Genomic DNA, 23,518 nt, shown 5'->3' on the forward strand with positions numbered 1-23,518 from the left:
ACCATGTCGAACTTAGTGACCAATGCTGGACACGCCCATGTCGATGACCATGGGCACGATGACCATCACCACGACTCGGGGCCGATGACCGTTTTCGGTTTCTGGCTCTACCTGATGACCGACTGCATCTTGTTTGCGTCGATCTTTGCGGTGTACGCGGTACTGGTAAACAACGTAGCGGGTGGCCCGTCGGGCCACGACATCTTCGAACTGCCTTACGTGCTCGGCGAAACCGCCTTGCTGTTGTTCAGTTCGATCACCTACGGCTTCGCCATGTTGGCCTTCTACAAGGGCAACAAGAAAGGCGTACTGAGCTGGTTGGCACTGACCTTCCTGTTCGGCCTGGGCTTTATCGGCATGGAGATCAACGAGTTCCACCTGCTGATCTCCGAAGGCTACGGCCCGCACCGTTCCGGTTTCCTGTCGGCGTTCTTCACGCTGGTCGGCACCCACGGTCTGCACGTAACTGCCGGCCTGCTGTGGATGGCGGTGATGATGTATCAGGTCAATAAACACGGCCTGACCAACACCAACAAGACTCGCCTGAGCTGCCTGAGCCTGTTCTGGCACTTCCTGGACGTGGTCTGGATCTGCGTCTTCACCGTTGTTTACCTGATGGGGACTCTGTAATGGCTAATGCACACTCCCATGACCATGACAGCCATGATGCGAGCCACGGCAGCGTTAAGTCTTACGCTATCGGCTTCATCCTGTCGGTAATCCTGACGCTCATCCCGTTCGGTCTGGTGATGTACCCGACTCTGCCGAAGTCGATCACGTTGATGATCGTATTGGCGTTCGCGGTGATTCAGGTACTGGTTCACCTGGTGTACTTCCTGCACCTGGACCGTTCCAAAGAGCAGCGCGATAACGTGATTGCGTTCGTGTTCGCAGGCTTGGTAATCCTGCTGCTGGTTGGCCTGTCGATATGGATCATGTTCAGCATCCATACGTTCATGATGGCGAAGTGAGGTAAGACCCGATGTCGCTTAAGCACTTTATCCAAATCACCAAACCGGGGATCATTTTCGGTAACGTGCTTTCTGTGGCGGGCGGTTTCTTCCTGGCCTCCAAGGGGCATGTCGATCTGGCCATTTTCCTGGCTGCAATGATCGGCACGTCCCTGGTGGTAGCTTCCGGTTGTGTCTTCAACAACTGCATCGACCGTGACATCGATATCAAGATGGAGCGCACCAAGAATCGTGTACTGGTGCAGGGCCTTATCTCCCTGAAACTGGCACTGATCTACGCGACCGTCCTGGGTATTGCCGGTGTAGCACTGTTGTACAAGGTGGCCAACCCGCTGGCGGCGCTGTTTGCCGTGATCGGTTTTGTCATCTACGTCGGCCTTTACAGCCTGTACCTCAAGCGCAAGTCGGTGCACGGCACGCTGGTGGGCAGTCTGTCGGGGGCGATGCCGCCGGTGATTGGTTATGTGGCTGTGACCAATAGCTTCGACATGGCCGCGCTGACGCTACTGGTGATGTTCAGCCTGTGGCAGATGCCGCATTCCTACGCCATCGCGATTTTCCGCTTCAATGACTACCTGGCTGCGTCGATTCCGGTTCTGCCGGTTAAACGTGGCATCCAGGTGGCCAAGAAACACATCCTGCTGTACATCCTGGCCTTCCTCGTGGCGACCTTGATGTTGACCTTCAGTGGCTACGCCGGCATGAGCTACCTCGCCGTCGCCGCCGCCATGGGCATGTACTGGTTGTACATGGCCTGGACCGGCTACAAGGCGGTGGATGACACCGTCTGGGCGCGCAAGCTGTTCGTGTTCTCGATCTTCACCATCACCGCGCTCAGCGTGATGATGTCCCTGGATTTCCAAGTGCCGAAAGAGCTGTTGCTGACCTACGCTCACTGAGTGTCACCGCAGTGAAAGAGCCCCGCCTTCGAGAGAAGCGCGGGGCTTTTTCTTGGGTGCGGGTTTAAATTCGCCGGCGCATTTCTCGTCATACCCCTCTGTACATGCCGTGCGAATCCATCACCCGCCAACAAGGAGTTGCCCCATGGTCAGCGTAAGTCGTCGATCCCTTCTCGCCCTGGGGCCGCCTTGCCCTTGCTGGGCCGCCTGGATTGGGCCGTTGCCGCGCAACCGCCGATCAAGACCGACAAGGTGCTGCTCAACTACAACGAAAGCCCCTACGGCCCCTCACAGGCCGCACGCGCTGCGATGCAGCACGGGATTGCCACGGCGGGGCGCTATCCCTACAAACACATGTATGCCCTGGCCGGATTGTTTGCCCAGCAGCAGGGGATTACCGAAGAGCAGGTGGCAGTGTTTGCCGGCTCCATGGCGGCCCTGCGCTACGCGGCGCTGGCGTTTACCAGCGAAACCCGTGGCCTGGTAATGGCTACGCCGTCCTACGAAGTGCCGCGCCAGGCGGCCGAGTCGAACAAGGCGCCGGTACGCGAAGTGGACCTTAACGCCGATCACGCGCATGACGTCCCGGCCATGCTTGCCGCCGACCCACAGGCCGGCATGCTCTACCTGTGCAACCCCAACAACCCCACCGGCACGCTCACGCCCACCGAGGCGATACGCCAGGCGCTGGCCAACAAACCCAAAGGCAGCGTTTTGGTGGTGGACGAGGCCTACATCGATTTTTCCGACGCGCCCAGCGTAGTGAGTTGGGTCAAGGACCACGACGACCTGCTGGTATTGCGCACGTTCTCGAAAATCTACGGCATGGCCGGCGCCCGCCTGGGCCTGGCGGTCGGCCACCCAGCGCTCCTGGAGCGGCTGGCGGTGTTTGGCGGCGACAATGTACCGGCGGGTTCCACCTTGCTCGGCGGGCTTGCCAGCCTGGAAGACATCAAGCTGCTGCCACAACGCAAGGCGCTCAATGCCCAGCTGCGCGATGAAACGGTCAGCTGGCTCAAGGCCCGGGGCTTTACCTGTACGGCGTCACAGAGCAACTGCTTCATGATCGACGTGAAGCAGCCCGCGGAGCAAGTCATCGACAAGCTCGCCGCGCAAGGTGTGATGATCGGCAGGGTGTGGAAGAACTGGCCGCAGTGGGTGCGGGTGACAGTGGGAAGCAAAGGGGGAGATGGCGCGGTTTCGCGAGGTGTTTGCGGCGCAGGTCTAGTGCGTTCGCCGGGATAACACAGGGCAAATGTGGGAGCGGGCTTGCTCGCGAAAGCGGTGGATCAGCTACTGATAAGTCAACTGACACTCTGTCTTCGCGAGCAAGCCCGCTCCCACATTTTTAGTCCGGCGCAGTGTGCGGAACGGGTTACTGCTGCGCGATGCTGTACCCATCAAACGCGGTCTGCTGTTGCAGTGCAGTAATCACGCTCTTGCGGCTCAACGGCTGCTCAGCGCCGGCGTTATCCACAAAGCTCTCAACCTCAAGCTCCGCTTCATCGCCTTCACCCACAAAGCTGAAGCCCAGGAACTCGAACGCTTCACGGTCGACATTCAGCTTGGAGCGCGGCGTGCGCAGCGGCAGGGTGACGCTGATGCCATCCTTGCTGATCACAAACACTTCGGCTTCTTTCTTGGGGCGTGATGCCTTGCCCTTGCCGGCGCTTGGGTTGCTGATGGCCTGGTGAGACTGGTTCAGCACCTTGAGGGCCAGGCCGTAGACCAGTTCCTGAAACTCGGGGTCATCCTTGAAACTGGACAGGATGCGGCTGATCGAGAACTTGCTGCTCAGGTCTTCCAGGGCAATGTTGTCGGCGGCTTCGGCGTCCTTGAGCTGCTTGAGCTGGCCCATCAGGTCGTAGGCTGTGTCGTCGTCGAAGGCATCGTGAGCCTGGCGGATGGCCACGCGCAGTTCGCGGATCTGGTCGCTTTCCTTGGAGGTGTGGAACGCGTCCAGCACCATCTCGCTGATGATCTTGGCCGCAGGCACATGCTGTGAAAGATTGATGGCGTTTTCGTATTCAGCTTTGGACTGCAAGGCGACTACGGATTCTTCGGTGGCGGATTTTTCGGTGTAAGAATCGGACATTGAAATTTCACTACTTCAGTAAACGGAGACAAAAAAGCGTCGGGCATTTTCAGGGGGGAGGGGGGCAGGTCAAGGCAGCATAGTGCCCTTATCGCAACGCAATGCACCCGCCCCGAAGACAAAGTGGCGTCAAGGGCTGGCCCAACGGCAGCAATCGCGCGGATGTGCGTTATTGAGGAGCACCGGGAGCCGTGATGGCTCCCGGGGTTTGGATCACGGATACGACACGGCATCCTTCCCGCAACTCGACTTGTTCGACTCGTAGCTGCCGGCCCGCACGGTCCAGGTGCCGCCGTACTGATTACCCAGCCAAATCGCGATGGTGGTGATCAGGGCAGCGTTATGCACGTGCTTGTCCTGGCGCCAGCACACGCGTTTCTCGGCACCGGTGTTGCTTTCGAATTTTTCCTGGCAATAACTGGCCATGATGTGAATCCTCTTGCTTGATTTAATCGTCGGTTTTTCAGTGCGCATTGCCTTCAACTGTCGGGTGTTTTTTTCATCGCAGTCCTCCTTGATGGATGGGGTGGAACACTCGTCAAAAACTGTGCGCCGTGAGGGTGCATACCACCCCGAGCAAGACCGGCACGTTGGAATCGCTGGCGTCGAAATGCAGGTCCACCTGGCTGGCGTTGTTCGCAACCGGTACCGCTGTGCTCGCGCTGGCTTGCACCGCGAACGGGCCTATGCGGTTGAGGTTGTTGGCCAACTGCCGGGCCGTGGGCCCGCTGCTGGCGCGCAGAGTGAGGCTGGGTTGAAAGCCGATCACTGCGCGGCTGGGCAGCAAACCCAGCGGGCCATCAGCCGAAAGGAAGGGGGGCGCCCCCGTCGGCAGTGGGTAGCGTTCGGCGTCAAAAAAGCTGCGGTCCAGCCAGCGCTGGGCCAATAGCGGGAAACTCTCAAAGGCGCTCATTGCCAGGCTCATGCTCATGCTTGGCGCCTGGGGTTGGGCAAGGGCGAGCAGTGGCGTTGCCGTAGGCGTCGACTGGAAAAACGCCGGCCATGGGTTTGTGCTCAGTAGCCGCCTTGCGTTGCCCTGCGCCGGATCAGGCAAGCCCATGCCGAGCTGCTCAAACACCCTTACCGGTGTGCCGGCGGAGCGGTTCAACCAGCTTGCAAAGGTGCTGCTCCAGTTATCCAGGGCGTAGCCAGGGCACAGAAAGGGTTGGGCGCCGTCGGTGATTTGCGCCCACATATTGCTCTCGACCTTTTCGGGTTGAGCGGCCAGCCAGCACTGGTTCAGCGCGGCCGCGATTTCCGGCGCCCGCGGGCCGAGCGTCGACAGCAGGCCCCGGTGCGCGCTGGCCAGGGGGTCGGTACCGGTACTGAATAAGCGGTTGGCCCGGGCGGCGGGCGGCGTCGCCAGGTGAGCGCTGATCAGTTGGCGATACTCTTCGAAATCCACAGCGTTCGCCGCGGGCGCACGTGCCAACAGGCGAGGCTGGGTGGCACGCTGCAACAGGTAGCTCAGGTAAATCCAGTACGCGCTGAACACCCCGCTTTGGGCCGCATACGTGGCATTGGCGGTCGGGATGCCATTGCCCAGCAGGTAAATACACCAATTGCAGATTTCACTGGCCGGGCTGCCCAAACCGCTGAAGGTATTGAACCCCGCCACTGAAAACACTTCGTTCGGCATCAGCCCTGCCTGGCGTGACACCGCCTGGATATAGAGCTGCCACAAGGATTGGTCCGTCAACACGTGCGTATCTCCTGAAAGGCCGGGAGCCGCGAGGGCCCCCGGCAGGGCATCAAGCCCCCAGTTGCTGGCTGACCACCCCCAGCAATACCGGCACGCTGCTGCTGACCGGGCCGATGGTCACCGAGGCCGAGGCGTCATCCCACTGGATGTTTTGCTTGGTGCCATTGGCCGACCCCGAGACCGAGCCGATCCGAAACGGCCCGATGCCGATGGACGCGGTGGACTGGGCTTCCCAGCTGCTTTTTACATTGCTGTAGTCGCTGGACTTCATTTGCAGGATCACCGTGGGTTCGAAGCCCACCACCACTTGGGTGGCAAACCTGGCCAGGGAGCCGTCCTCGCCAAAGAAGTCCGGAGCGCCAGGGGTGAGCTGGTTGTGGTACGTGGCGACCAAGGCACCCGAATCCCACCAGGTGCCGGGCGAGATCAGGAAGCTGCCAAAACCGGTGAAGTTGACCGTCAGGGAGAAGTCGCTGCTGGTGGTGTCGATGCTGGTCTTCTGCCCGCTGGCGGAGCCGCTCGCGGTGAAATTGAAGAAGTCGCCAAACAGGCTGGCATCGGCCGACGCGCTCCAGCCGGACTCATCCAGGTTGTAAGTGGCCGTGCTGGATGTGATGGAGATGCTTGCACCGGCACTGGTTTGCCCGGCCACGCTGGAAGCCTGCCACTCGGCGTATTTCGTGGCGAAGGCTTGCAGCGAGTAGGAAGGTGCCAGTGAGGAAACCAGGGCGGTCGCCGGCGGTGGGGTGGAGCCACCGATGACCACCGGTTGCGAACCGGGTGGGGCGATGGAGCCGGAGGTGACCGCCATGTTGAAGGCGTTCTGCGAGATCAGGCTTTGTGCGCCATTGATCCCGACTTTGGAACGCGCCTGTTGCAGCACGGAGTAACCGGCGCCGTACACCTGCACCATCAACGAATCCAAGGTATTGGCCGCGCCGAGCAGTTGGTTGTTGGCGGTGATGTAGCTGGGATAGTTCTGCACCACCCACGTTGAAAACGGCACGAAAGGTGGGGAGTTGATGGCCTTGTAGTTGGTGTATTGCTGGATCGCCTGGGTCATCACATTGTTGAACGCGGTCTGCGCCGTGTTCAGGGCGGTGGTCGCAATATTCAACTGGCTGGCCAGGTTGGGGTTGGGCACCGCCCCCAGGTTGATCTTGTCCAGGAACACGGCGTAGCTGGAGAGCAGGCCTCCGCCGGCCGAGTAGGACGGGCTATTGGCAGGCACCACGTCGCCCAGGCCATGAATGTAGTAATTGACGATGGTGGGGTCGGTGTTCCCCAGGTCGATATTGAGGGTGGTGGAACCAGCACTGAACTGCTGGCCAGTTCCCAGCCCGCCCGGCAATGCCGTGGCTTGTACGGCGCCCATCCATTTTGTCCACAGGTCCAGCGTGTCAACATTAGCCATGTCATCGAGCTCCAAATCGGTTGAGTTAACCGAGCACCGCAGCACCCGCCGCAGCCTTCGAAGGCGATCAGTTGCACTGATCGCCGGGTTCCATGGTCGTTGTCTTGGAGGGCAAGCACACTGTGCGCAATGCTGAATTTCAGGCTCAAAAAGGCTGATTTGGTATCGGTATAAATGCCGATGGCAGCGCTCAGATCAGCCCTTCGCGCAGCGCATAGCGGGTTAATTGTGCGATGCCCTTGAGGTTGAGCTTGGCCATGATGTGTTCGCGATGGGTGCTCACGGTTTTGCCACTGATGTGCATGCGCTCGGCGATGACGCGGGTGGTGCAACCCTCTACCAGCAGTTGCAGGATCTGTTTTTCACGAGGGCTCAGCGGTGCGCCGGCCAGGCCGTTTCGCTGGCTGGCGTGACGGCCGATCGCCATGGCCGTGGCCACATCCGGTGACAAATACGCCCGCCCGCCAGCGACCGTGCGTACGGCCTTGACCAGTTCTTCGTAGGCACACTCTTTGAGCAGATAGCCGCAGGCGCCCGATTCCAGGGCCTGGGAAATCCTGCGCAGCTCGCCGTGGGCTGACAGGCACAGCACGCGCAAGTCCGGGTATTTGAGGCGTGCGCGTGACAAGGTGTCCAGGCCGCTGAGCAGCGGCATTTCAAGGTCGAGAATCATCAGGTGCGGCTGTTGCAGTTCAATCTGCGCCAGCGCCTGCACACCGTCTTGCGCCTGGCCCACGATACTCAAGTCGTGCTCCCTGCCGAGCAAGGCGACCATGCCCTGGCGAAACAGCTGATGATCGTCCACCAGCAGGATCTTCACGCTCATGGCCTGCCCCCGATAACGCGGCGCGGTAGCCGGATACGCGCCGAGGTGCCGACGCCACGGTGAGCGTCGATCTCCAGGCGCGCCCCGACGGCGTCCAGTGAACCGGCGATGCTCTGCAAGCCGAAGCCGCGATGGAGGGGGTCAAAACCCTGGCCCTGGTCGGTCAGGGTCAGGACGATAGTGCCGTCTTGGCAGTGTGAACTGAGGAGTGCCTCGTCGGCCCTGCTGTGCCTGCGCAGGTTGGCCAGCAGTTCCTTCAGCGCACGTATCACCGGGGTCAATACCTGCGGCGCCAAGGCCGTCCTGGGCCCCTGCAGGTTCAGGAGCACCGACGGTGAACCGGGAAAACGTCGATGCATGTCATGCACTGCGGCGCGCATGGCATCGTCCAGTAGCCCTCCTGTGGTGGGCTGGGGGTTGAGGTCTTGTACGAGCTGGCGAAGGTCCTGGCTCATGCTTTGAAGCTGTAGGCGCAGTTCCTGGAGTGTCGACCGAATGGGCTGGCAAGCCTCATGCTGCTCCAGATCCGCCAGGCGCAGCAGCACCCAGGCCAGGGTCTGGGCGGGGCGGTCGTGCAGGTCGCGGGCAATACGTTGGCGCTCGGCCTCGAGTGCATAAATGACGCGCGCACTATCGCGGCCTGCGTTTGGCTGTTTCTGACGTGACATTCCTTGTCTCCGTGCGATACCTGGGGAATCGCGCCCGATACTCCTTGCAACGGGCGGCAGCTCACACGATGAAAGGCGCATACGCGCAGCGCAATACCACCGATAGCGTAGATTTCAGGCCCCAGATGCAGGATCGAGGCAATAACGCAGGAGCTGCGTCAGGCTTTGCAGGCCCAGTTTTCGGTAAAGGTTCTGGCGATGTTTACGCACGGTCAGGTCACTGATCCCGAGGTTCCTGGCGATTTGCTTACTGGTGTGTCCGGCGGCAATCTGGCGTGCGACTTGCTGCTCACGTCGGGTCAGCGGTGCCAGTTTCGAGGGGGTGATTGGCGCAGTGGCGAAGGTGTCGAAACTCAAGCTCCAGGGCAAACATCGCCAGTTGTACCGCGGTTTTCAAGCCGGTTTTAGCCAGGATATTGCTGCGATGTTTACGTGCCGTGAGTGGGCTGATGGACAACTGCCTGGCGATGGCCTGGCAGTCCAGGCCCTGCCCGATCAGCCGCAGCACGCTCGACTCCCTGTGGGTAAGGTTATGGAGCCTGACCAGGGGAATGTTCGGCAAAGGATGGCCTGAGGGTTAGGGAGGGACCCTCGTTATAGCACCTAATTATTCAAGCTTCCCCAGGCATGTTTCGAGGATGTTCAGGCCTTCCTCCAGCACCGCCGGCTCAATCGTCAGCGGTGCCAGCAACCGGATGATATGCCGCGACTTGCCGCTGGGCATCAGCAGCAGGCCGGCGTCCCGCGCCAGGCTCAATAACTGAGCAAGCTGTTTGGGCGCGGGCGTGCCATCGGCGTTGGCCAGTTCGATGCCGCGCATGGCACCCACGCCGGTCAAGCGGCCAAGGTAGGGCGACAGGTGCTGCGCGCGCCAGGCCGCGTAGCGGCTGAGGATGGTTTCTTCCTGTTGCGCGCCCCAGGTGTGCAGGTGCTGATCGGTCATTGCATCGAGGGTCGCCAGCGCCGCCGCGCAGGCGATCGGGTTACCGGAATAGGTGCCGCCCAGGCCGCCTTTGGGTAGGTTGTCCATCAGCGCCTTGCGCCCCACCACCGCGCCGAGCGGCACACCGCCGGCGATGCTTTTACCCAGCAGGATCAAGTCCGGTTCGATGCCCAAACGCGAGAAGGCGAAGCGCTGGCCGGTACGGCCAAAGCCCGATTGGATTTCATCGGCGATCAGCAAGATGCCGTGCTCATCGCAAAAGCGCCGCAGGGCCTGGGCGAACTCGATATCCAGCGCCAGGAAGCCGCCCTCACCTTGCACCGGTTCGATGATGAAACAGGCCACGTCGTTAATGTCGATTTCCACGCTGAACAGGCGGTCCATAGCCTTCAGCGCCTCGGCACAGGTCACGCCGTTGTCGGCGCTGGGGTAGGGCAGGTGATACACCGGGCCGGGCAGTACGCCGACCTTTTGTTTGTACGGCGCGACCTTGCCGTTGAGGTTCAAGGTGGCCAGGGTGCGGCCGTGAAAGGCCCCGTCAAACGCGATCACGGCCGTGCGGCCGGTGGCGCCGCGCACGATTTTCAAGGCGTTTTCCGCCGCTTCCGCGCCGCTGTTGGTGAGCATGCCACTGACCGGATAGCCCACCGGGATAAAGGCCGTCAGGCGATCCATCAGCTCAATGTAGGGCGCATGGGGCGCGGCGTTGAAGGCGTAGTGGGTCAGCCGGGTGGCCTGTTCACGAATCGCTTCGACCACGCCGGGGTGGCAGTGGCCCAGGTTGAGTACCCCGATGCCGCCGACAAAGTCGATATAGCGTTTGCCCGTGGTGTCCCAGACCTCGGCATTTGTACCGTGGCTGAGGCTGATGGGGTGAACGATGGAAATCGACTGGCTGATGGTTTCGCGGCTCATGAATCTCGAACTCTGCAGTGGCGGGCGTCTTTTATCTAAGCCGTGCACCGGGCCCTGCCGCAAACGAAATAAAGTCTTTGGGTCATTCCAAATCGGAAGGAGCGGTTGCCTGAAGGTCGTTTGGGGCCAGAGGTTATTCCGCCACCCCATCCTTCCCCGCTGCCTTGGCGCGGTATAACGCCTGATCGGCACGCGCCATCAGGGCGGCAGGGGATTCGCCGGGTAGGCGAGCGGCCACGCCCACACTCAGGGTTATGGTGAAGTCGTTTCTCAACGGGTTCTCCCGCACCGCCTGGCAGATGCTCCTGGCCACGACCTTGGCATCCTCCAGCGAGCTTCTGGGCAGTACCAACATAAACTCATCGCCGCCCCAGCGGCCCAGCAGATCATCGGGGCGAATGCAGCGCTCGAGGCATTCCGCCACCCGCACCAGGGTCTGGTCGCCCACGCCGTGACCATAGCGGTCGTTGATCGGCTTGAAGTCATCAATGTCCATCGCGATCAGGGCCAATGGCAGGCGAAAGCGCTGGGCGCGGTCGCATTCTTCCAACAGCGCCTTTTCCAGGCGGTAGCGGTTGGCAACCAGGGTCAGAGTGTCCCGCTCGGCCAGGGAGCGGTTTTCATCCAGCTGTAATTGCAATTGCTGATTGACCCGCGACAGCTCACGCGTGCGTTCGGCCACCAGGACTTCAAGCGATTGATTGCGCCGCTCCAATTTTTCGACGGTAGATTTGCGCGCATGAATATCGCGATGGGCCCCGACCATCCGCGCCACTGAGCCGTCGGCGTTACGTGCAATCACATAGCCGCGGTCTTCGACCCACAGGTAGCTGCCGTTTTTTTGCGGCAGCGGTATTCGGCTTGGTAAAAAGGTGCGCGACGGTGGATGTAGTCATCGAACAGCGTCATCACCTGAGGGTAATCATCCGGGTGGATCAGGCTTTCCCAGGTGAACACGCTGTTCTCCAGGGAGTGACGGGGGTAGCCGAGCATTTCGTACCAGCCCGGGTTGCGGTAGACGAACCCGGTATTGGCGTTCCAGTCCCAGATCCCGTCGCTGACCAGTTCCAGCACGGTATGCAGCATATCCGCGTTGAAGTGGGCGAAATCGTTGTGCTGTGAGGCATTGCCGGAGATATCGTCCATCTGCGCATTCCTTGGCCGAGGCTAGCCGCAAGGCCCGCCGTTATTGACGCCGATACTCCGTGGCAGGGCTTACTGTACAGCGGGGACTGTGCACTTTGAATAGGGCGGATGTGCGGCTTTAGGGTTAGTGGCAATGGGCTATTGCTGCGGCGCGACCATCCGCGTCCGAGCCTTCCCATCCGCGTTGTGCTGGTAAATACCCTCAGGCTGGCCCTGTTCGTTGAAAAACACCTGGCCGATCCCGGCCGAGTTCCATAATCGCTCGCCCGCTTCGGCATGCTCGGGAATGTGCGGCACCACCTGCATGGTGCGTCGGCGGGTGAACCAGTTCAGGGGCGAGCGGGGCGAGTAGAGCCAGCGGTTGAGCCGGTCGAACCATTCCAGTAGGCGCGGGGGAATTCGTTCTTGATGCCGCTGCTGGTGATCTGCCAGATCCTGGGCCCGGCGTTGCGATGGCGGATCAGCACTTCGTAGACGAACGAGTAGTGCACATCGCCCGACAGGATCACGTAGTTACCCGGCGTGCGTGAGTGGCGGAAGATATTGAGGATCACCTGGGCGGCGCCGCGATGGGCCATCCAGTTCTCGGCGTCGACCAGCAGGGGGTAGCCGCACCAGCTGAACACCTTTTGCACGGTCTCGATCAGTTTCACGCCAAAGATCGGCGCGGGCGAGACGATGATCGCGCAGGGGTGATCGAGCAGTGCCTGTTGCAGCTCGCTCAAGGCCTCCCAGTCCAGCAGGCCGGAGGGTTGCTTGAGGGTGAACTCGCTGCGCCAGCGGCGGGTGCGGGTGTCGAGCACCACCAGGGCGGGGGTGGTGGGCAGTACGTAGTGCCATTGCTGGAAGGCCAGCAGCTGTTGCAGCAACTGATCATGCGCGGCGGCGTTCAGGTGGTTGTCTTGCGCTTGGGTGCACAGCGCCAGGATAGGCTTGAGCGGTTCGCCAAATACATCCGGCTGGTTACCCCAGCCCTGGCACAGCAAATAGGCGAACAGGGCGTTGCCGATGATGCGTTTGGAGAAAGGGTGGCCGTAGGCGGTTTCTTCCCATTGGGCGCTGAGGTTCCAGTCGTCGGTGATGTCGTGATCGTCAAAGATCATCAAGGTGGACAGGTGGGCGAACACGCGTGCGACGCCCGGCAGGTGTTGGCAAAAGTGCTCGATCTGCACCTGCTCGCGGGTATACCGCTGCTGTTCTTCAGCGCTCAGTTGCGGCGGCTGCGGCGCAATCAGCGCCCAGGGCGTGGGCGACCAGACCAGCAGGTACATTGCGATGACTTCGGCAAAGGTCACCAAGTGATTGTCGGCGGTGCTGCTGGTGAAGATCGGTTTTTTCACCCCACCAAAAACCGCTCGCGCAAGGTCTCGTTACTGTCCAGCGCCGGGAGCAGATCGGCGCGGTGGTAATAGCTGGCGCGATGCCCGTAGAGGCTTTCGCTGTTATCCACCACTGCGCCTTCCAGGTATTCATCGAACAGTCCCAGGCAGGCAATCAGCGCATGAATGGCGCGCAGCATCGGCCCGGCGACATCGTCCGCATAGACCTGGTCACCGCTCATCATCAATAAGGCCGGGCGTTGGGCGGGGGTGTGATGGGCGTCTGCGAGCAGACGGTCCACGCACAGCAAGCCATCGTCGGCCGGGTGATGGGGTTTACGGCAGGAACCATGTACCAACTGATGGAGGCGGCTGTGCAACACGAAGGTCGGTAAATCGGCCTCGGCATACAGCAGGTGCGGCGCCCATTCGCCAATACCGACACCCTCGACCAGCAGGTCGTAGCCGATGGCCAAGTCTTGGGGCAACGCCTCGGCCAGCGCTACGTCGATCAGGTGGATAAAGGCGTGACGCCCCACCGGCACAACTTGGCAGTGCTGCGCGTCTAGGTCGACCTGCAGCGTCTCGCCTTGGGGGATTTGCAGCCTCAGGGTCAATGGCAGGGCTCGACTGCCCACCAGCCAGATGACCAGGCGCTGGGGCTCCAGGCGTCGCAGGATCGGGCCGGCAATAACGGCGGGTAGCGTGTCGGGTTGAGGCATGAAGGGCGCGGCTCAAGCAAGTCGGAACAGAGGAGGGTAGCGCAGTGGATGTCAGCATTTTGTTAACGGCGTGCAGCGCCGGGCGCTGCACTGTCCCCTGTTACATCAAAGCCTCCGCATCAAACCAGCCGGCCATTCCCGATGGAGTCCAGCGACGAGCTGGTTGGCTGTCGATGCTGTGTATTTTGCTTCTGCTGCTCGTCGTGGATGGCGGCAGGTTTTTCTTTGGGAGTGACCTGAAGCTGGGTTTTCATTATGGCCTGGTAGATGTTGAAGGCTTGGAAAGGGCTGACAATCATTGGGTAGACCTCTTGCTCAATTGGAGGAGTGTTCCTCGCATCCCGATTTCGTTTGAATGCGCACCGGATCAGTGGCCATGGCCGGATCGAACGTTCCCGGCCATGGCGGACCACATAGTTTGCAAGAGGTGTGGCTGAGGGCGTTTCAGTTCGGCTTGGGCACGGTGAAGCGGAACTCGCTGCCGCGGCCCAATTCACTTTGGGCCTCGATCCGCCCGCCGTGGGCCTGAACAATGCCTTGGGTGATATACAGCCCCAGGCCGCTGCCGGTGGGGTTGTTTTCGGTCTGCGTCCAATAGCGCTCGAACACATGCGGCAACTGTTCAGGGGCAATGCCTTCACCGGAATCGCGCACCGAAAACACGATTTCCTCGCCGTTGCTCATGGCGCTGATGCCGATATTGCCCTGGCGCGGGGTGAATTTGATGGCGTTGCCGATCAGGTTCGACAGCACCTGGAACAGGCGCTCCGGGTCGGCATTGATCTGCAGGCCGGGCTCGGCATTGAACGACAGGTCGATGCCTTTCTCCATCGCCAGCGGTGCGAGCAGGGAGTAGGCCTCCTCGAACATCTGGCTCACGTCCAGCGCCACCGGCTTGACCACATAGCGCCCGGCCTCGATTTTTGAGGTGTCGAGCAAATCTTCCAGCAGCACGTTCATACGCCCGGCGGCCTGTTGCATGGTGTCGATGGCCGAGGAAATGCGCCGCGAGGTATGCGGGCCGTCGGAGCTGAAGGCCTTTTGCATCATGCCGCAGAGCATCGAGATGACTGTCATCGGGTTGCGCAGGTCGTGAGACACCACTGCCACCAGTTCATCACGGGCGCGCACCGCCTGTTGCTCGCGCAGCACCTGGCGGGCCAGGTCGTTTTCCAGGGCCGAACGGCGCAGGTCGTTGGCGGCAAAAAGGTCGCCATGGCTCCACTTGGTTGAGATGCCGGCCATTTCGACTTTCCAGATTTCAAACGAAGTTCGTGGGCGCAGGCGCAGGCCGGCGTCGGAGTTTTCCAGGTTAAGCGGCTTGTTCGGGTCGCCGCTCCAGTTGATGTTCTCTTTCACTTCCGGGCGAAACCACAGCACGCCATTGTCCACCGGCTTGGGCAGGCTCATGGCCAGGACGCCGCTGGCCACGTGCTGAAACTCGGCGGCAGGCGGGTACACCGACACCAGGTTATGGCTGGAAAACACCGGCTCGCCCTTGCCTTGCAACCACTTGTGCAAGGCCCGGATCTGCGACGGTTCCGGGCAGTTGCCGTAGCGGTGCAGCTGTTTGTCTTCGATGATCGCCACGCCGCCGGACAGGGTCAGGTCCATCAGCAACTGGCCTTGCTGGGCCAGGCCGTCAAATACATTTTCATCGGAGGCTTTCATCGCCTGATCCAGCAGCGCCAAGGCCTCGACTTTCTCCTCACGCTGGCGGCTCAGGTCCAGGGCTTCCATGGCGCTGATCTGCAGCGACAACACCTGGCCGATGGTCTGGCAGGTGGTACGCAGGTCGTTGGGCACCAGCAGGGGCTCGCGGTTGCCGCAACTGATCAGGCCCCACAGCTTGTCGCCCTTCATCAGCGAAATGCTCATGGACGACAACACGCCCATGTTCTGCATGTACTGGCAGTGAATCGGCGACACACTGCGCAGGGTAGCGAAGCTCAAATCCAGCGGCTCGCCGGTGTCCGGGCGCAATTTGGGCAGTAGCGGCACCGGCTCGTAGGCGGCGTTCGGGATAATGCGCAGCCAGTTGGTGCGATACAGCTCGCGGGCCTGCTCCGGGATGTCGGACGCGGGGAAGAACAACCCGTTGAACAGTTCCATGGACGGTGCCGACGCTTCGGCGATGACCTGACCGTGGCCTTCGTCTTCAAAGCGATAGATCAGCACCCGGTCGTAACCGGTCATGGCCTGGATTTCAGTCACGCTGATTTCGTACAGCGCTTGAAGGGTTTTCGCCGACTGCAAGCGTTGCAGCATTTTGCCCAGGTCACTGGTGCGACCCTTCAGCGAGCGTGGGCGAAAGTCTTTGAGCCACGGTTCGAACTCCAGCACCAGCACGTTCTGATGGCGATGCAACAAGCCTTCGAACTCGGCGCCGTTAAGGCTGACATGCAGCGGCGGCGCGTCGAAAAAACTGTTTTGCTCAGCCATGGCCTGCACAGCCTGGGCGTGCTCGGCACCGATCAACCGGTGCAGCGGTTGCCCCAGCAGCGTATCGGGTGCGTGGCCGAACAAGGCGCCAACGTTGGCACTGACCTGGATGATATTCAGCTCGGGTTCCGACAGCGTCAGCAGCACGCCGTGAGGCTGAATCGCCCCTGGGAAGCGGATGGGCTCGTCGGCACAGTTGGCAAGCAGCTCTTCAAAATCGTCGGGTTTCATAGCAGTACCTCCTGGCTGTCGAGCCATTGCTCAAAGCAGCTGAACGTCGAACGGGCCGCGTCTACCGCTTGCTGTCTGGCGAGGGTGTCCAGCGGCATGCGGCCCAGGTAATCGAGAAAATCCTTCCAGCGCCGACCTGTCTCGGCGCCATACACATTGAGAAACGCCCCGCCGTTGTCGGCATTCACGTGCAGGCGCTGGGCCATTTCCCGCCGCAGTACCTGGCCGCCCAACGTCGCGCCTTCCAGCACATACAGCGCACCGAGGCAGGCGGCAGGTGTGTCGAGCAGCGGCAGGTGGGCGCAGCGGGGCAGGGCGTTGGCGGACAGGCCGAGGGCGTGAAGGTCGCTCACCAGCGTCGGTGTTTTCACACGCAATTGCGGGTCGAATCCATCGGGGATCAAGCCACTGTCGTACAACGCCGCCTCCATCGGCTGATAAAACCCGTAATACGCCTGGATCAAGCGCTGGTACCCGTCGGCATCGAGCTGCTCGGAGAAAAACGGCAGACGCTTTTCGAGCGTCACATGCAGCAGGGCAGTGCCCGCGCGCAACGCTTCGAGTAACGAGGGCGCACCAGATTCAGGGGCCTGTGGATGCATTCAGTGAGCTCGAACTGTGGGCCTTTCGACCATGAATGACGCTGGAAAAATAGGCGACAATTCTACACAACTCATGGCTGTCAGCCTTACGCACAAGGCGATAATGCTGACCAGCGGATCAGAAAAGTCGCTCCTTGCTTGAATAATGACCACAGCACGCTGCACCAAGTTCGCTAAAAGTGATATCGCGGAGCTATCAATGCAGGGGGGTACCTTGATGTCTCAGTGCTGTTTGCACGCACTCGACCAAGTGCTCAGCGCTCCACGGCTTGGGCAAAAAACGCACAGTCCCGCCCAGTTGCGCCGCCAGCTTGGCATTGCCCGACGTCAGCACCACCGGCACCGAGGGCCAACGGTGCGCCACCACTTTGCTCAAGTCGTACCCATTGAGTAACCCTGGCATCTGGATATCGCTGACAATCAGGTCGACAGGATCGTCGCCGCGTTCCAGGTAAATCATTCCTTCATCGGCCGACGGGAAAGAGGTGACGTTCGCGCCGAGATCTTCCAGGACGTCCACCATTAACGCACGAATGATTTCGTCGTCTTCCAATACCAAAATCGATGGCTGAGCCATGATTCTTACTCCTCCATCAGGGTTCAGTAAGGTGGAGTGGGGCGCGGTGGAATAGGTTCGATTGAATGTGTATGAGTCGATGGGTGGTCAATTAGAGGCTCTAAGTTGCGCATTCGGCTAGCGGTGCGGCACGATAACGCGCTGAGCAATGCACACCGGTCCGATTTCCACGGACCCTCGCACAAGGCCGTGAACAGTGAACGCTCCCGCAGCTCCCTTGATGGACCCTGACCTGGGCAACCGCATGATCAAAGTCGACCACGCGGGCGAGCACGGCGCGATCTGTATCTACAGCGGCCAACTGTTCATGGCCCGGTTGTTCAACCCGGGGCTGGTGAGCGAGCTGACAGAATTTCTCGCTGACGAACGCCGCCACCGCGCCGTGTTCAAGGCCGAGCTGCAGCGCCGGGGTTATCCGCGTTGCCGCAGCTATTGGCTGTGCGGCCTCGGGGGCCTGGCGCTGGGCCTGCTCACCGGCCTGTGCGGCCGCAAAGCCATCATGACCACCACCGTGGCGGTCGAGAGCGTGGTGCTCAAACACCTGGCCCATCAACTTCACACCCTGCGCGATAGCGACCCGCTGGCCGTGGCCGCCATTGCCTCGATCGTGGATGAAGAACAGCACCACCACGACCAGTCGGCCGCGCAGATTGATGTACAGGACCCATGGTTCCGCACGCTCACGCCGCTGGTCACGGCATGGACCGAAGCCGTGATCTGGATGGGCATGCGCTCCTGACAACCAGGCATAATCGCTGGTATTAGCCGATGTGGAGCCCGCCATGAAGTACGCCTTGTTCACCCTCGCCCTGATCCTCAACAGCGGCTCGGCCCTCGCGGCCGGCGATGTCGAGGCGGGTGGTAAACTCTTCAGCAAGACCTGCGGCGGTTGCCACAGCATCGGCGAAGGCGCGCGCGGTGGCTTTGGCCCTGAACTCAACGGCATCATCGGCCGACCGGCCGGCACCACCACCGACTATCAGTATTCCGATGCGATGAAAAACTCCGGCGTGGTCTGGACCCGCGACAAGCTCGCCGCCTATATCGAAGCGCCGAAAAAGGTGGTGAGTGGCACGCGCATGATCTTCTGGGGTATCAGCGACCCGCAGAAGATCGAGAACATCCTGGCGTACCTCGAAACGTTCCAGAACAAATAGTCACTCGCGCACATTCCTGAACAACATCAACCGCGCACTTTCATGCAGCCCCCGCGTCAGCCCCTGCAAACGCTGAAACTCTTCAGGGTGCTGCGCGGCCACATCGTCACGCGGGGTTGGCGACGCCAGGTCATGCAGGGTCGGTGAGCTGCCGTCGTGTTGCATTTGCAGCAGGAAGTGCCGGGTTACGCCGCCGATAATCGGGAAGGCGCCCTCGCGTAGCACCAGCGGCACCACACGCTCGCCTTCCGGCGCCGGTTGCTGGATGTCACGGCCCATGGCGCCGTTGCGAAAGGGGATGCCCGCCATGCCGGCCACCGTGGGCAGTAAATCCGCCAGGCCCACGGCCTCCTCGATCACCCGGGGAGCCAGGCCGGGGGCGTGGATCAGCAGCGGTACATTGTTGCTCTCCAGGCCCAATTGCTCAAAGGCCGGCGCCATGTGCGGGATCTGGCTGATGCGCGTGTTGTGGTCGCCGAAGAACACAAAAATGCTGTTGTTGTAATAGCCGCCGGCCTTGGCGATCTCCATCAGCCGCCCGATGTTGTAGTCCAGCAGGCGCACGGCGTTGTATTGCTCAACACTGCGTGAACCGGCGGCCTGCACTTGCTCCAGGGTCACGTCCTTGACCTGGAAGCCGTCGTTTTGCCGGGGGATGGTGAATGGCCGATGGTTGCCGGCGGTTTGCACATAGGCGAAGAACGGTTGGTCCTTGGGCACGGTGCGCAGCAGTTGGTCGCCTTCCTTGAACAGGTCCAGGTCGGAGATCCCCCACACGTCCACCCGGGGTGAGCGCCAGTGGCTTTCATCATAGAGCTGCACACCGTCGATGCTCTGGCGGATCAGCGCATTGATATTCGCCCAGCCGGCATTGCCGCCGATCATGTAGAACTTCTGGTAACCCTCGAACGCGTTGATCAGCGTGTGTTGCCGCGTGATCAGCGGGTTGCGCGTGGCTGTCTCCTGACGGGTCACGTCCGGCACGCCGGTGATGCTGGCCCACACGGTTTTGGCGGTACCGGTAACCGGCACGTAGAAGTGCTTGAAGAACCAGCTTTGCGTGGCCAGTTTGTCCAGGTTCGGTGTGGGGTTGAGCGGGTTGCCGTAGGCACCGACGGCGCTGGTGCCGAGGGATTCGAGCATCACGAAGATCACATTGGGCGGGCGCTCGCCGGCCAGCCGATAAGGCTGCACGCTTTGTTCGCGGATGAAGTTCAGGGGCTGGGCGGCGGGCTGATCGACCCCAAGATAGTGGGCGATTTGCGGGTAATGCTCGCGTACCTGGGCCTCATCGAATTGCGCTTGGCCGACTTTGAGTGTGTCGTAAAAAAACAGCACCGGGTTCAGGCCCACGGCCGCCACCTGGCTGTTACCGGAAAAGAACGCATCGCTCCAGCGCAGCGGCACCGGGTTTTCCAGATTGAGGTTGGCGACGCGGCCTAGCAGGGCCAGCAGCACGGCGACCAGGCCCAGCACCGAGACCGATGCCAGCGCCCACTTGCTGATGGCGACGGGCGCGCGATCCAGGGTCAGGCGCTCCAGGCACACCAACGCCCATACCCACAGCGCTACCGCCGCCAGCCAGCAGGCAGTTATCCACAGTACCGGGTAGGTTTCCCACACCATCTGTTGAGAAATCTGCGCGTCTTGCAGGTAACGCAGCACGGTCGCATTGATGCGCATGCCGAGGTAGGCGTAGTGGCCGAAGTCGATGATATACACCAGGCCGACCACTGCCAGCGCCACCACCAGGTAACCCCGCGCCAGCCAGCGCAGGGCCGGCAGGGTGGTGAGGTTCCAGCGCGGCAGCCACGCCAGCACGGCCAGCGGTAACAGCAGCAACACTGCCAGGCGCAGGTCGAAACGCAGGCCGATGCCCAGGGTTTCCAGGAGTGCCGGGGTGCTCAAGTCAAGGCCGGAAAAGCCCAGTACAAATATCAACCGCAATGCCGCCAGCAACGCAAACACCAACCCGATCGCACCTGCGCCGTAGCGCAGGCGGCGTGATTGCAACACATCCATTATTGGTTCTTCCCGATTTCTAAAACGAAACAGCGCAAATGTGGGAGCGGGCTTGCCCGCGATGACGGAGTGTCAGCCACCGTACCCAGTACCTGACCCACCGCTATCGCGGGCAAGCCCGCTCCCACAGTTTTGCTCTTCATTGCTTTCTCGACAGGGCTTGGCTTGGGTATTTCCAGGCGGCCTTTAGCAGCAGCCAGAATCCTGCTATCAGGCAATAGCCGGTCAACAGCGGGTCCACCAGATAGTCCCAATAGTTTTCCGAAGCCTTCAGCCGCAGCGCGAATGCCAAGGTGCCTACCGCCAACATCCACACCGCAAGCGCATTGCGCAGCCACAGCATCAGCAGCGCGGCCGCGCCCACCAGCACAATCATCGGCCGAGGGTTGAAGCCCCAGCGGTAGGGGTCGAAATAGGTCAGGCCCAACGTGGCCGGGTACAACACCAGGCTCAGCACGCCAAACAGCAGCAACATCTGCACCTGGTGCCGACGGCTGAGCACAGGCACCACCCCCAACCGACACAGGCCCACCCACGCCAGTAACACCAAGGTGCTGATGGCCAAGTCATCGGTAAAACTGCGGACATACGCCGCCAACGGCAGCTCATTAACCGGGATAAAACTCACCGCCACCAGCATCGGCAGCAACCATGGCCGCCAAGGCGCGGTAAAGCGCAGCGCACAGAGCGCCACAAACCCCAGCAGCACAAAACTCAGATGGGCCTGCCATAAAGAATCCATCACAGACGCTCCGCCAGCCAGGCTTCGTTGAAGCTGACATGTTTGATAAAGGTGTTATTCCACGAGTACACCAAGTGGTACATGCCATCGGCGCTGCGGCTGAAATACGGGTACTCGTATTCGAAATCGCAACCCTGGGGTTTGCACACCCGGTAATCCAGGCTGCTGAGAAAACGCTGTTCCAGGGGCAAGCGCCGGGCGCCGCTGGAGGCGCGAAAGCCTTCGCCGATGATCTCTTTATAGGCTTCGGGGGAGAACGGCTGGCCGAGCGGGTCCGGTGACTCATCCAGTTGCACCACGGTGCGCCATTGAGTGAGCTGCGCGTCGGTGCCGTAGAGGCTGAGCTTGAAGCGGCCGTCCTGCAGATCGTTGAGGGCCACCAGCAGGCCATCGTCCTGGGTGCCCACCGCCGCCAGCGACGAGTTGGGGTTGGCCGGCTCCAGCGGGTACGGCTCGCTCCAGGTCTGCCCGGCGTCTTCGGTACGGCTGGCCAGGACCCGGTGATAGGTGTTGCCGGCATAGCGCAACATCGCCACGGCGCGCTGGCCATCCAGCGGCACGATGGTCGGTTGCAGGGAATTCTTGCCACGGCTGATGCGGAATTTATCGATCACTGCGCCGTCGGCGCTCAAGTACAGGTACTCGGCAAACTTGCCCATGAACTCGTGGTACACCGGCAGGCCGATTGAGCCGTCGGCATGGAACACCGGCGCGGCGCGCACCAGCGTGCTGATATTGAAGAAGGGCGAGGTCACCAGCTGCCTCGGCGCCGACCAGTTGGCGCCGAGGTCTTCCGACACCATCACGTTGATCGCGCTGGTGGCCCAGCCGCCGACCGATACCGACACATAAAACATCCACAGGCGCTGGTCCGGGCCCAGGGCGATCACCGGGTTGCCCAGCTTGCGAATGTAGCGCTGGGTGCCGTCGCGGGTGCTTTCGCGTGTGGCCAGCACCTGCTCGGCGCCCCATTCGCCGCTGCCTGCATCAAAGCGTGCGGTGCGCACCTGCACATCGGCCGCGCCTTCGCGTGAACCGGCGAACCATACGGCCATCAAGTCGCCGCTGGGCAGCGCGGTGACGGACGAGGAGTGCACAAAGTCAGTCAGCCGGGTGGACACAAACCGGCTGGTGTACTGCGCCGGTGCCGGCACTTTTTCGGTGTTCGGGCTCACCTGGGCAAACGGCGCCAGGACATGGGGCGGATGGCTTTGCCAGGCGGCGAAAAACACCGCCAACAGGCTGCAAATCAATAAGGCGGAGCGCATAAGAGACCTTACGGCGCACGCTCGTCCGGCAGGCGCTTCCTGCGACCGGTGAGCATGGATAACGGCAGGTTGTCCCGCACCTGGATACTTTCAACGACGGCGGCCAGCACATGCACACAGACCAGGCCCAACAGCCCATTGGCGGCAGTTGCGTGGATTTGCAGCGGCCAATCGGCGCCCCACAGGGCGTCGACTTCCTGCATCAGGAAGCCGCTGATCCCGAGGGTCAGCAGCGCCAGCAACATCAACAGCATCACCAGTGCGCCAATCGGCGAATGACCCAGACGATGTTGCGGGCGGCCGTTGAGCAGTGAGCGGGCGTGGGCAATCAGCCGTTTCGGTGTAGGCCAGAAGTCCGCCCAACGTGCACTGCGCGGTCCGACAAACCCCCACACCCCACGTACCAGCAGCCAGGCCATGGCGTAGTAGCCCAGCCAGACATGCCAGTCATCGCCCGCTTCATTAAAGAAGTAATTGGCGATGAAGACCCCGGCGATAGACACATGAAACAGCCTCACCAACGGGTCCCACAGGCGCAGGGATTCGCCTGGCATCAGCCCTTGATCTCAGTCTTCACGGCTTTGCCGGTGACCGGGTCGTGGTAGATTTCGACCTTGCGCTTATCCTTGTCGAAACCGTAGATCTCGTAGCAGTTACCGTCGGTGACCTTGAACTTGCTGATCTCGTAGCCTTCGGCCTTGAGCTTGTCCTGGAAGGCTTTTTTCGTCCTGCCATTGCGAGCGCTCGGCGGTGGTGCACTGCGGGCCGGCGAGGGCCAGCGGGCTGGCGAGAATCAGGGACAGCAGGAGAATTTTGCGCATGGAAAAGCTCTCAGCAAATGTGGGAGGTTTCACAGT

General features: G+C 61.3%; 21 protein-coding genes and 4 pseudogenes. 6 read left to right on the forward strand and 19 right to left on the reverse strand.

Going from position 1 to position 23,518, the window contains the following annotated elements; all coding sequences use genetic code 11:
* The first annotated feature begins 3 nt into the window (after window positions 1-3).
* From LRS56_00425 to LRS56_00440, 4 genes and pseudogenes are all read left to right on the forward strand, one after another.
* Window positions 4-630: a cytochrome o ubiquinol oxidase subunit III gene (locus LRS56_00425; protein ID WDU63097.1), complete on the forward strand. Its 627-nt coding sequence runs from the start codon at window positions 4-6 to the stop codon at window positions 628-630.
* On the forward strand, window positions 630-971 hold the full coding sequence (gene cyoD / locus LRS56_00430; GenBank protein WDU63098.1) for a cytochrome o ubiquinol oxidase subunit IV: 342 nt from the start codon (window positions 630-632) through the stop codon (window positions 969-971). Before LRS56_00425 ends, cyoD begins: the two co-directional genes overlap by 1 nt.
* Before the next feature lie 11 nt (window positions 972-982).
* Entirely contained in the window at window positions 983-1,870 is an 888-nt protein-coding gene (gene cyoE / locus LRS56_00435) for a heme o synthase (protein WDU63099.1), read from the forward strand.
* A gap of 145 nt (window positions 1,871-2,015) precedes the next feature.
* Window positions 2,016-3,098 (forward strand): annotated as a pseudogene (locus LRS56_00440) (pyridoxal phosphate-dependent aminotransferase).
* Between the two features lie 147 nt (window positions 3,099-3,245).
* On the opposite strand, the gene LRS56_00445 reads toward LRS56_00440, so the two are convergent.
* The 14 genes and pseudogenes from LRS56_00445 to LRS56_00510 all read right to left on the reverse strand — a co-directional run bounded on the left by LRS56_00445 (window position 3,246) and on the right by LRS56_00510 (window position 17,472).
* Window positions 3,246-3,965: a hypothetical protein gene (locus tag LRS56_00445; GenBank protein ID WDU63100.1), complete on the reverse strand. Its 720-nt coding sequence runs from the start codon at window positions 3,963-3,965 to the stop codon at window positions 3,246-3,248.
* A 213-nt stretch (window positions 3,966-4,178) separates the two neighbouring features.
* The gene (locus LRS56_00450; GenBank protein ID WDU63101.1) at window positions 4,179-4,391 is read right to left on the reverse strand and encodes a hypothetical protein; all 213 of its coding nucleotides are present in this window, start codon (window positions 4,389-4,391) and stop codon (window positions 4,179-4,181) included.
* A gap of 112 nt (window positions 4,392-4,503) precedes the next feature.
* Window positions 4,504-5,667: a hypothetical protein gene (locus LRS56_00455; GenBank protein WDU63102.1), complete on the reverse strand. Its 1,164-nt coding sequence runs from the start codon at window positions 5,665-5,667 to the stop codon at window positions 4,504-4,506.
* A gap of 49 nt (window positions 5,668-5,716) precedes the next feature.
* A complete protein-coding gene (locus tag LRS56_00460) occupies window positions 5,717-7,081 on the reverse strand; it encodes a hypothetical protein (protein WDU63103.1) in 1,365 nt (454 codons plus the stop codon).
* 190 nt (window positions 7,082-7,271) lie between these two features.
* A complete protein-coding gene (locus LRS56_00465; protein ID WDU63104.1) occupies window positions 7,272-7,907 on the reverse strand; it encodes a response regulator transcription factor in 636 nt (211 codons plus the stop codon).
* Window positions 7,904-8,575, reverse strand: coding sequence for a histidine kinase (locus LRS56_00470; protein WDU63105.1), 672 nt, complete (start codon window positions 8,573-8,575; stop codon window positions 7,904-7,906). The genes LRS56_00465 and LRS56_00470 overlap by 4 nt, the downstream gene beginning before the upstream one ends.
* A 289-nt stretch (window positions 8,576-8,864) precedes the next feature.
* Window positions 8,865-9,137: a LuxR C-terminal-related transcriptional regulator gene (locus tag LRS56_00475; protein ID WDU63106.1), complete on the reverse strand. Its 273-nt coding sequence runs from the start codon at window positions 9,135-9,137 to the stop codon at window positions 8,865-8,867.
* Window positions 9,138-9,182: 45 nt separating this feature from the next.
* Window positions 9,183-10,433 carry an aspartate aminotransferase family protein gene (locus LRS56_00480; GenBank protein ID WDU63107.1) on the reverse strand — a complete coding sequence of 417 codons (1,251 nt, stop codon included), beginning with the start codon at window positions 10,431-10,433 and terminating at the stop codon, window positions 9,183-9,185.
* Window positions 10,434-10,566: 133 nt separating this feature from the next.
* A pseudogene (locus LRS56_00485) lies at window positions 10,567-11,579 on the reverse strand (diguanylate cyclase).
* Window positions 11,580-11,717: 138 nt separating this feature from the next.
* Window positions 11,718-13,620 (reverse strand): annotated as a pseudogene (locus LRS56_00490) (alkaline phosphatase family protein).
* Window positions 13,621-13,739: 119 nt separating this feature from the next.
* A complete protein-coding gene (locus LRS56_00495; protein ID WDU63108.1) occupies window positions 13,740-13,919 on the reverse strand; it encodes a hypothetical protein in 180 nt (59 codons plus the stop codon).
* A 145-nt stretch (window positions 13,920-14,064) separates the two neighbouring features.
* Window positions 14,065-16,293, reverse strand: a complete 2,229-nt coding sequence (locus tag LRS56_00500) for an ATP-binding protein (protein ID WDU63109.1) — start codon at window positions 16,291-16,293, stop codon at window positions 14,065-14,067.
* Window positions 16,290-16,895: a biliverdin-producing heme oxygenase gene (locus tag LRS56_00505; protein WDU63110.1), complete on the reverse strand. Its 606-nt coding sequence runs from the start codon at window positions 16,893-16,895 to the stop codon at window positions 16,290-16,292. The genes LRS56_00500 and LRS56_00505 overlap by 4 nt, the downstream gene beginning before the upstream one ends.
* A gap of 196 nt (window positions 16,896-17,091) precedes the next feature.
* On the reverse strand, window positions 17,092-17,472 hold the full coding sequence (locus LRS56_00510; protein WDU63111.1) for a response regulator: 381 nt from the start codon (window positions 17,470-17,472) through the stop codon (window positions 17,092-17,094).
* A 220-nt stretch (window positions 17,473-17,692) separates the two neighbouring features.
* Between LRS56_00510 and LRS56_00515 the strand changes: the two genes are divergently transcribed.
* Both LRS56_00515 and LRS56_00520 read left to right on the forward strand, forming a co-directional pair.
* On the forward strand, window positions 17,693-18,211 hold the full coding sequence (locus LRS56_00515; GenBank protein ID WDU63112.1) for a demethoxyubiquinone hydroxylase family protein: 519 nt from the start codon (window positions 17,693-17,695) through the stop codon (window positions 18,209-18,211).
* Between the two features lie 43 nt (window positions 18,212-18,254).
* Complete coding sequence (locus LRS56_00520) at window positions 18,255-18,629, forward strand: cytochrome c family protein (protein ID WDU63113.1); 375 nt, start codon at window positions 18,255-18,257, stop codon at window positions 18,627-18,629.
* Here the strand turns inward: LRS56_00520 and LRS56_00525 are convergent, their stop codons facing one another.
* The 5 genes and pseudogenes from LRS56_00525 to LRS56_00545 form a co-directional block, all read right to left on the reverse strand.
* Window positions 18,630-20,651, reverse strand: coding sequence for an LTA synthase family protein (locus tag LRS56_00525; protein WDU63114.1), 2,022 nt, complete (start codon window positions 20,649-20,651; stop codon window positions 18,630-18,632).
* Between the two features lie 139 nt (window positions 20,652-20,790).
* Entirely contained in the window at window positions 20,791-21,393 is a 603-nt protein-coding gene (locus LRS56_00530; GenBank protein WDU63115.1) for a hypothetical protein, read from the reverse strand.
* Window positions 21,393-22,661 carry an exo-alpha-sialidase gene (locus tag LRS56_00535; protein WDU63116.1) on the reverse strand — a complete coding sequence of 423 codons (1,269 nt, stop codon included), beginning with the start codon at window positions 22,659-22,661 and terminating at the stop codon, window positions 21,393-21,395. Before LRS56_00535 ends, LRS56_00530 begins: the two co-directional genes overlap by 1 nt.
* A gap of 8 nt (window positions 22,662-22,669) precedes the next feature.
* Window positions 22,670-23,215, reverse strand: a complete 546-nt coding sequence (locus LRS56_00540) for a cytochrome b/b6 domain-containing protein (GenBank protein WDU63117.1) — start codon at window positions 23,213-23,215, stop codon at window positions 22,670-22,672.
* Window positions 23,215-23,482, reverse strand: a pseudogene (locus LRS56_00545) (PepSY domain-containing protein). The gene LRS56_00540 and the pseudogene LRS56_00545 overlap by 1 nt, the downstream one beginning before the upstream one ends.
* Between the last annotated feature and the right edge of the window lie 36 nt (window positions 23,483-23,518).

Origin of the sequence: Pseudomonas poae (genome assembly GCA_028869255.1) — a bacterium.
GTDB classification, from domain to species: Bacteria; Pseudomonadota; Gammaproteobacteria; order Pseudomonadales; family Pseudomonadaceae; genus Aquipseudomonas; species Aquipseudomonas poae_C.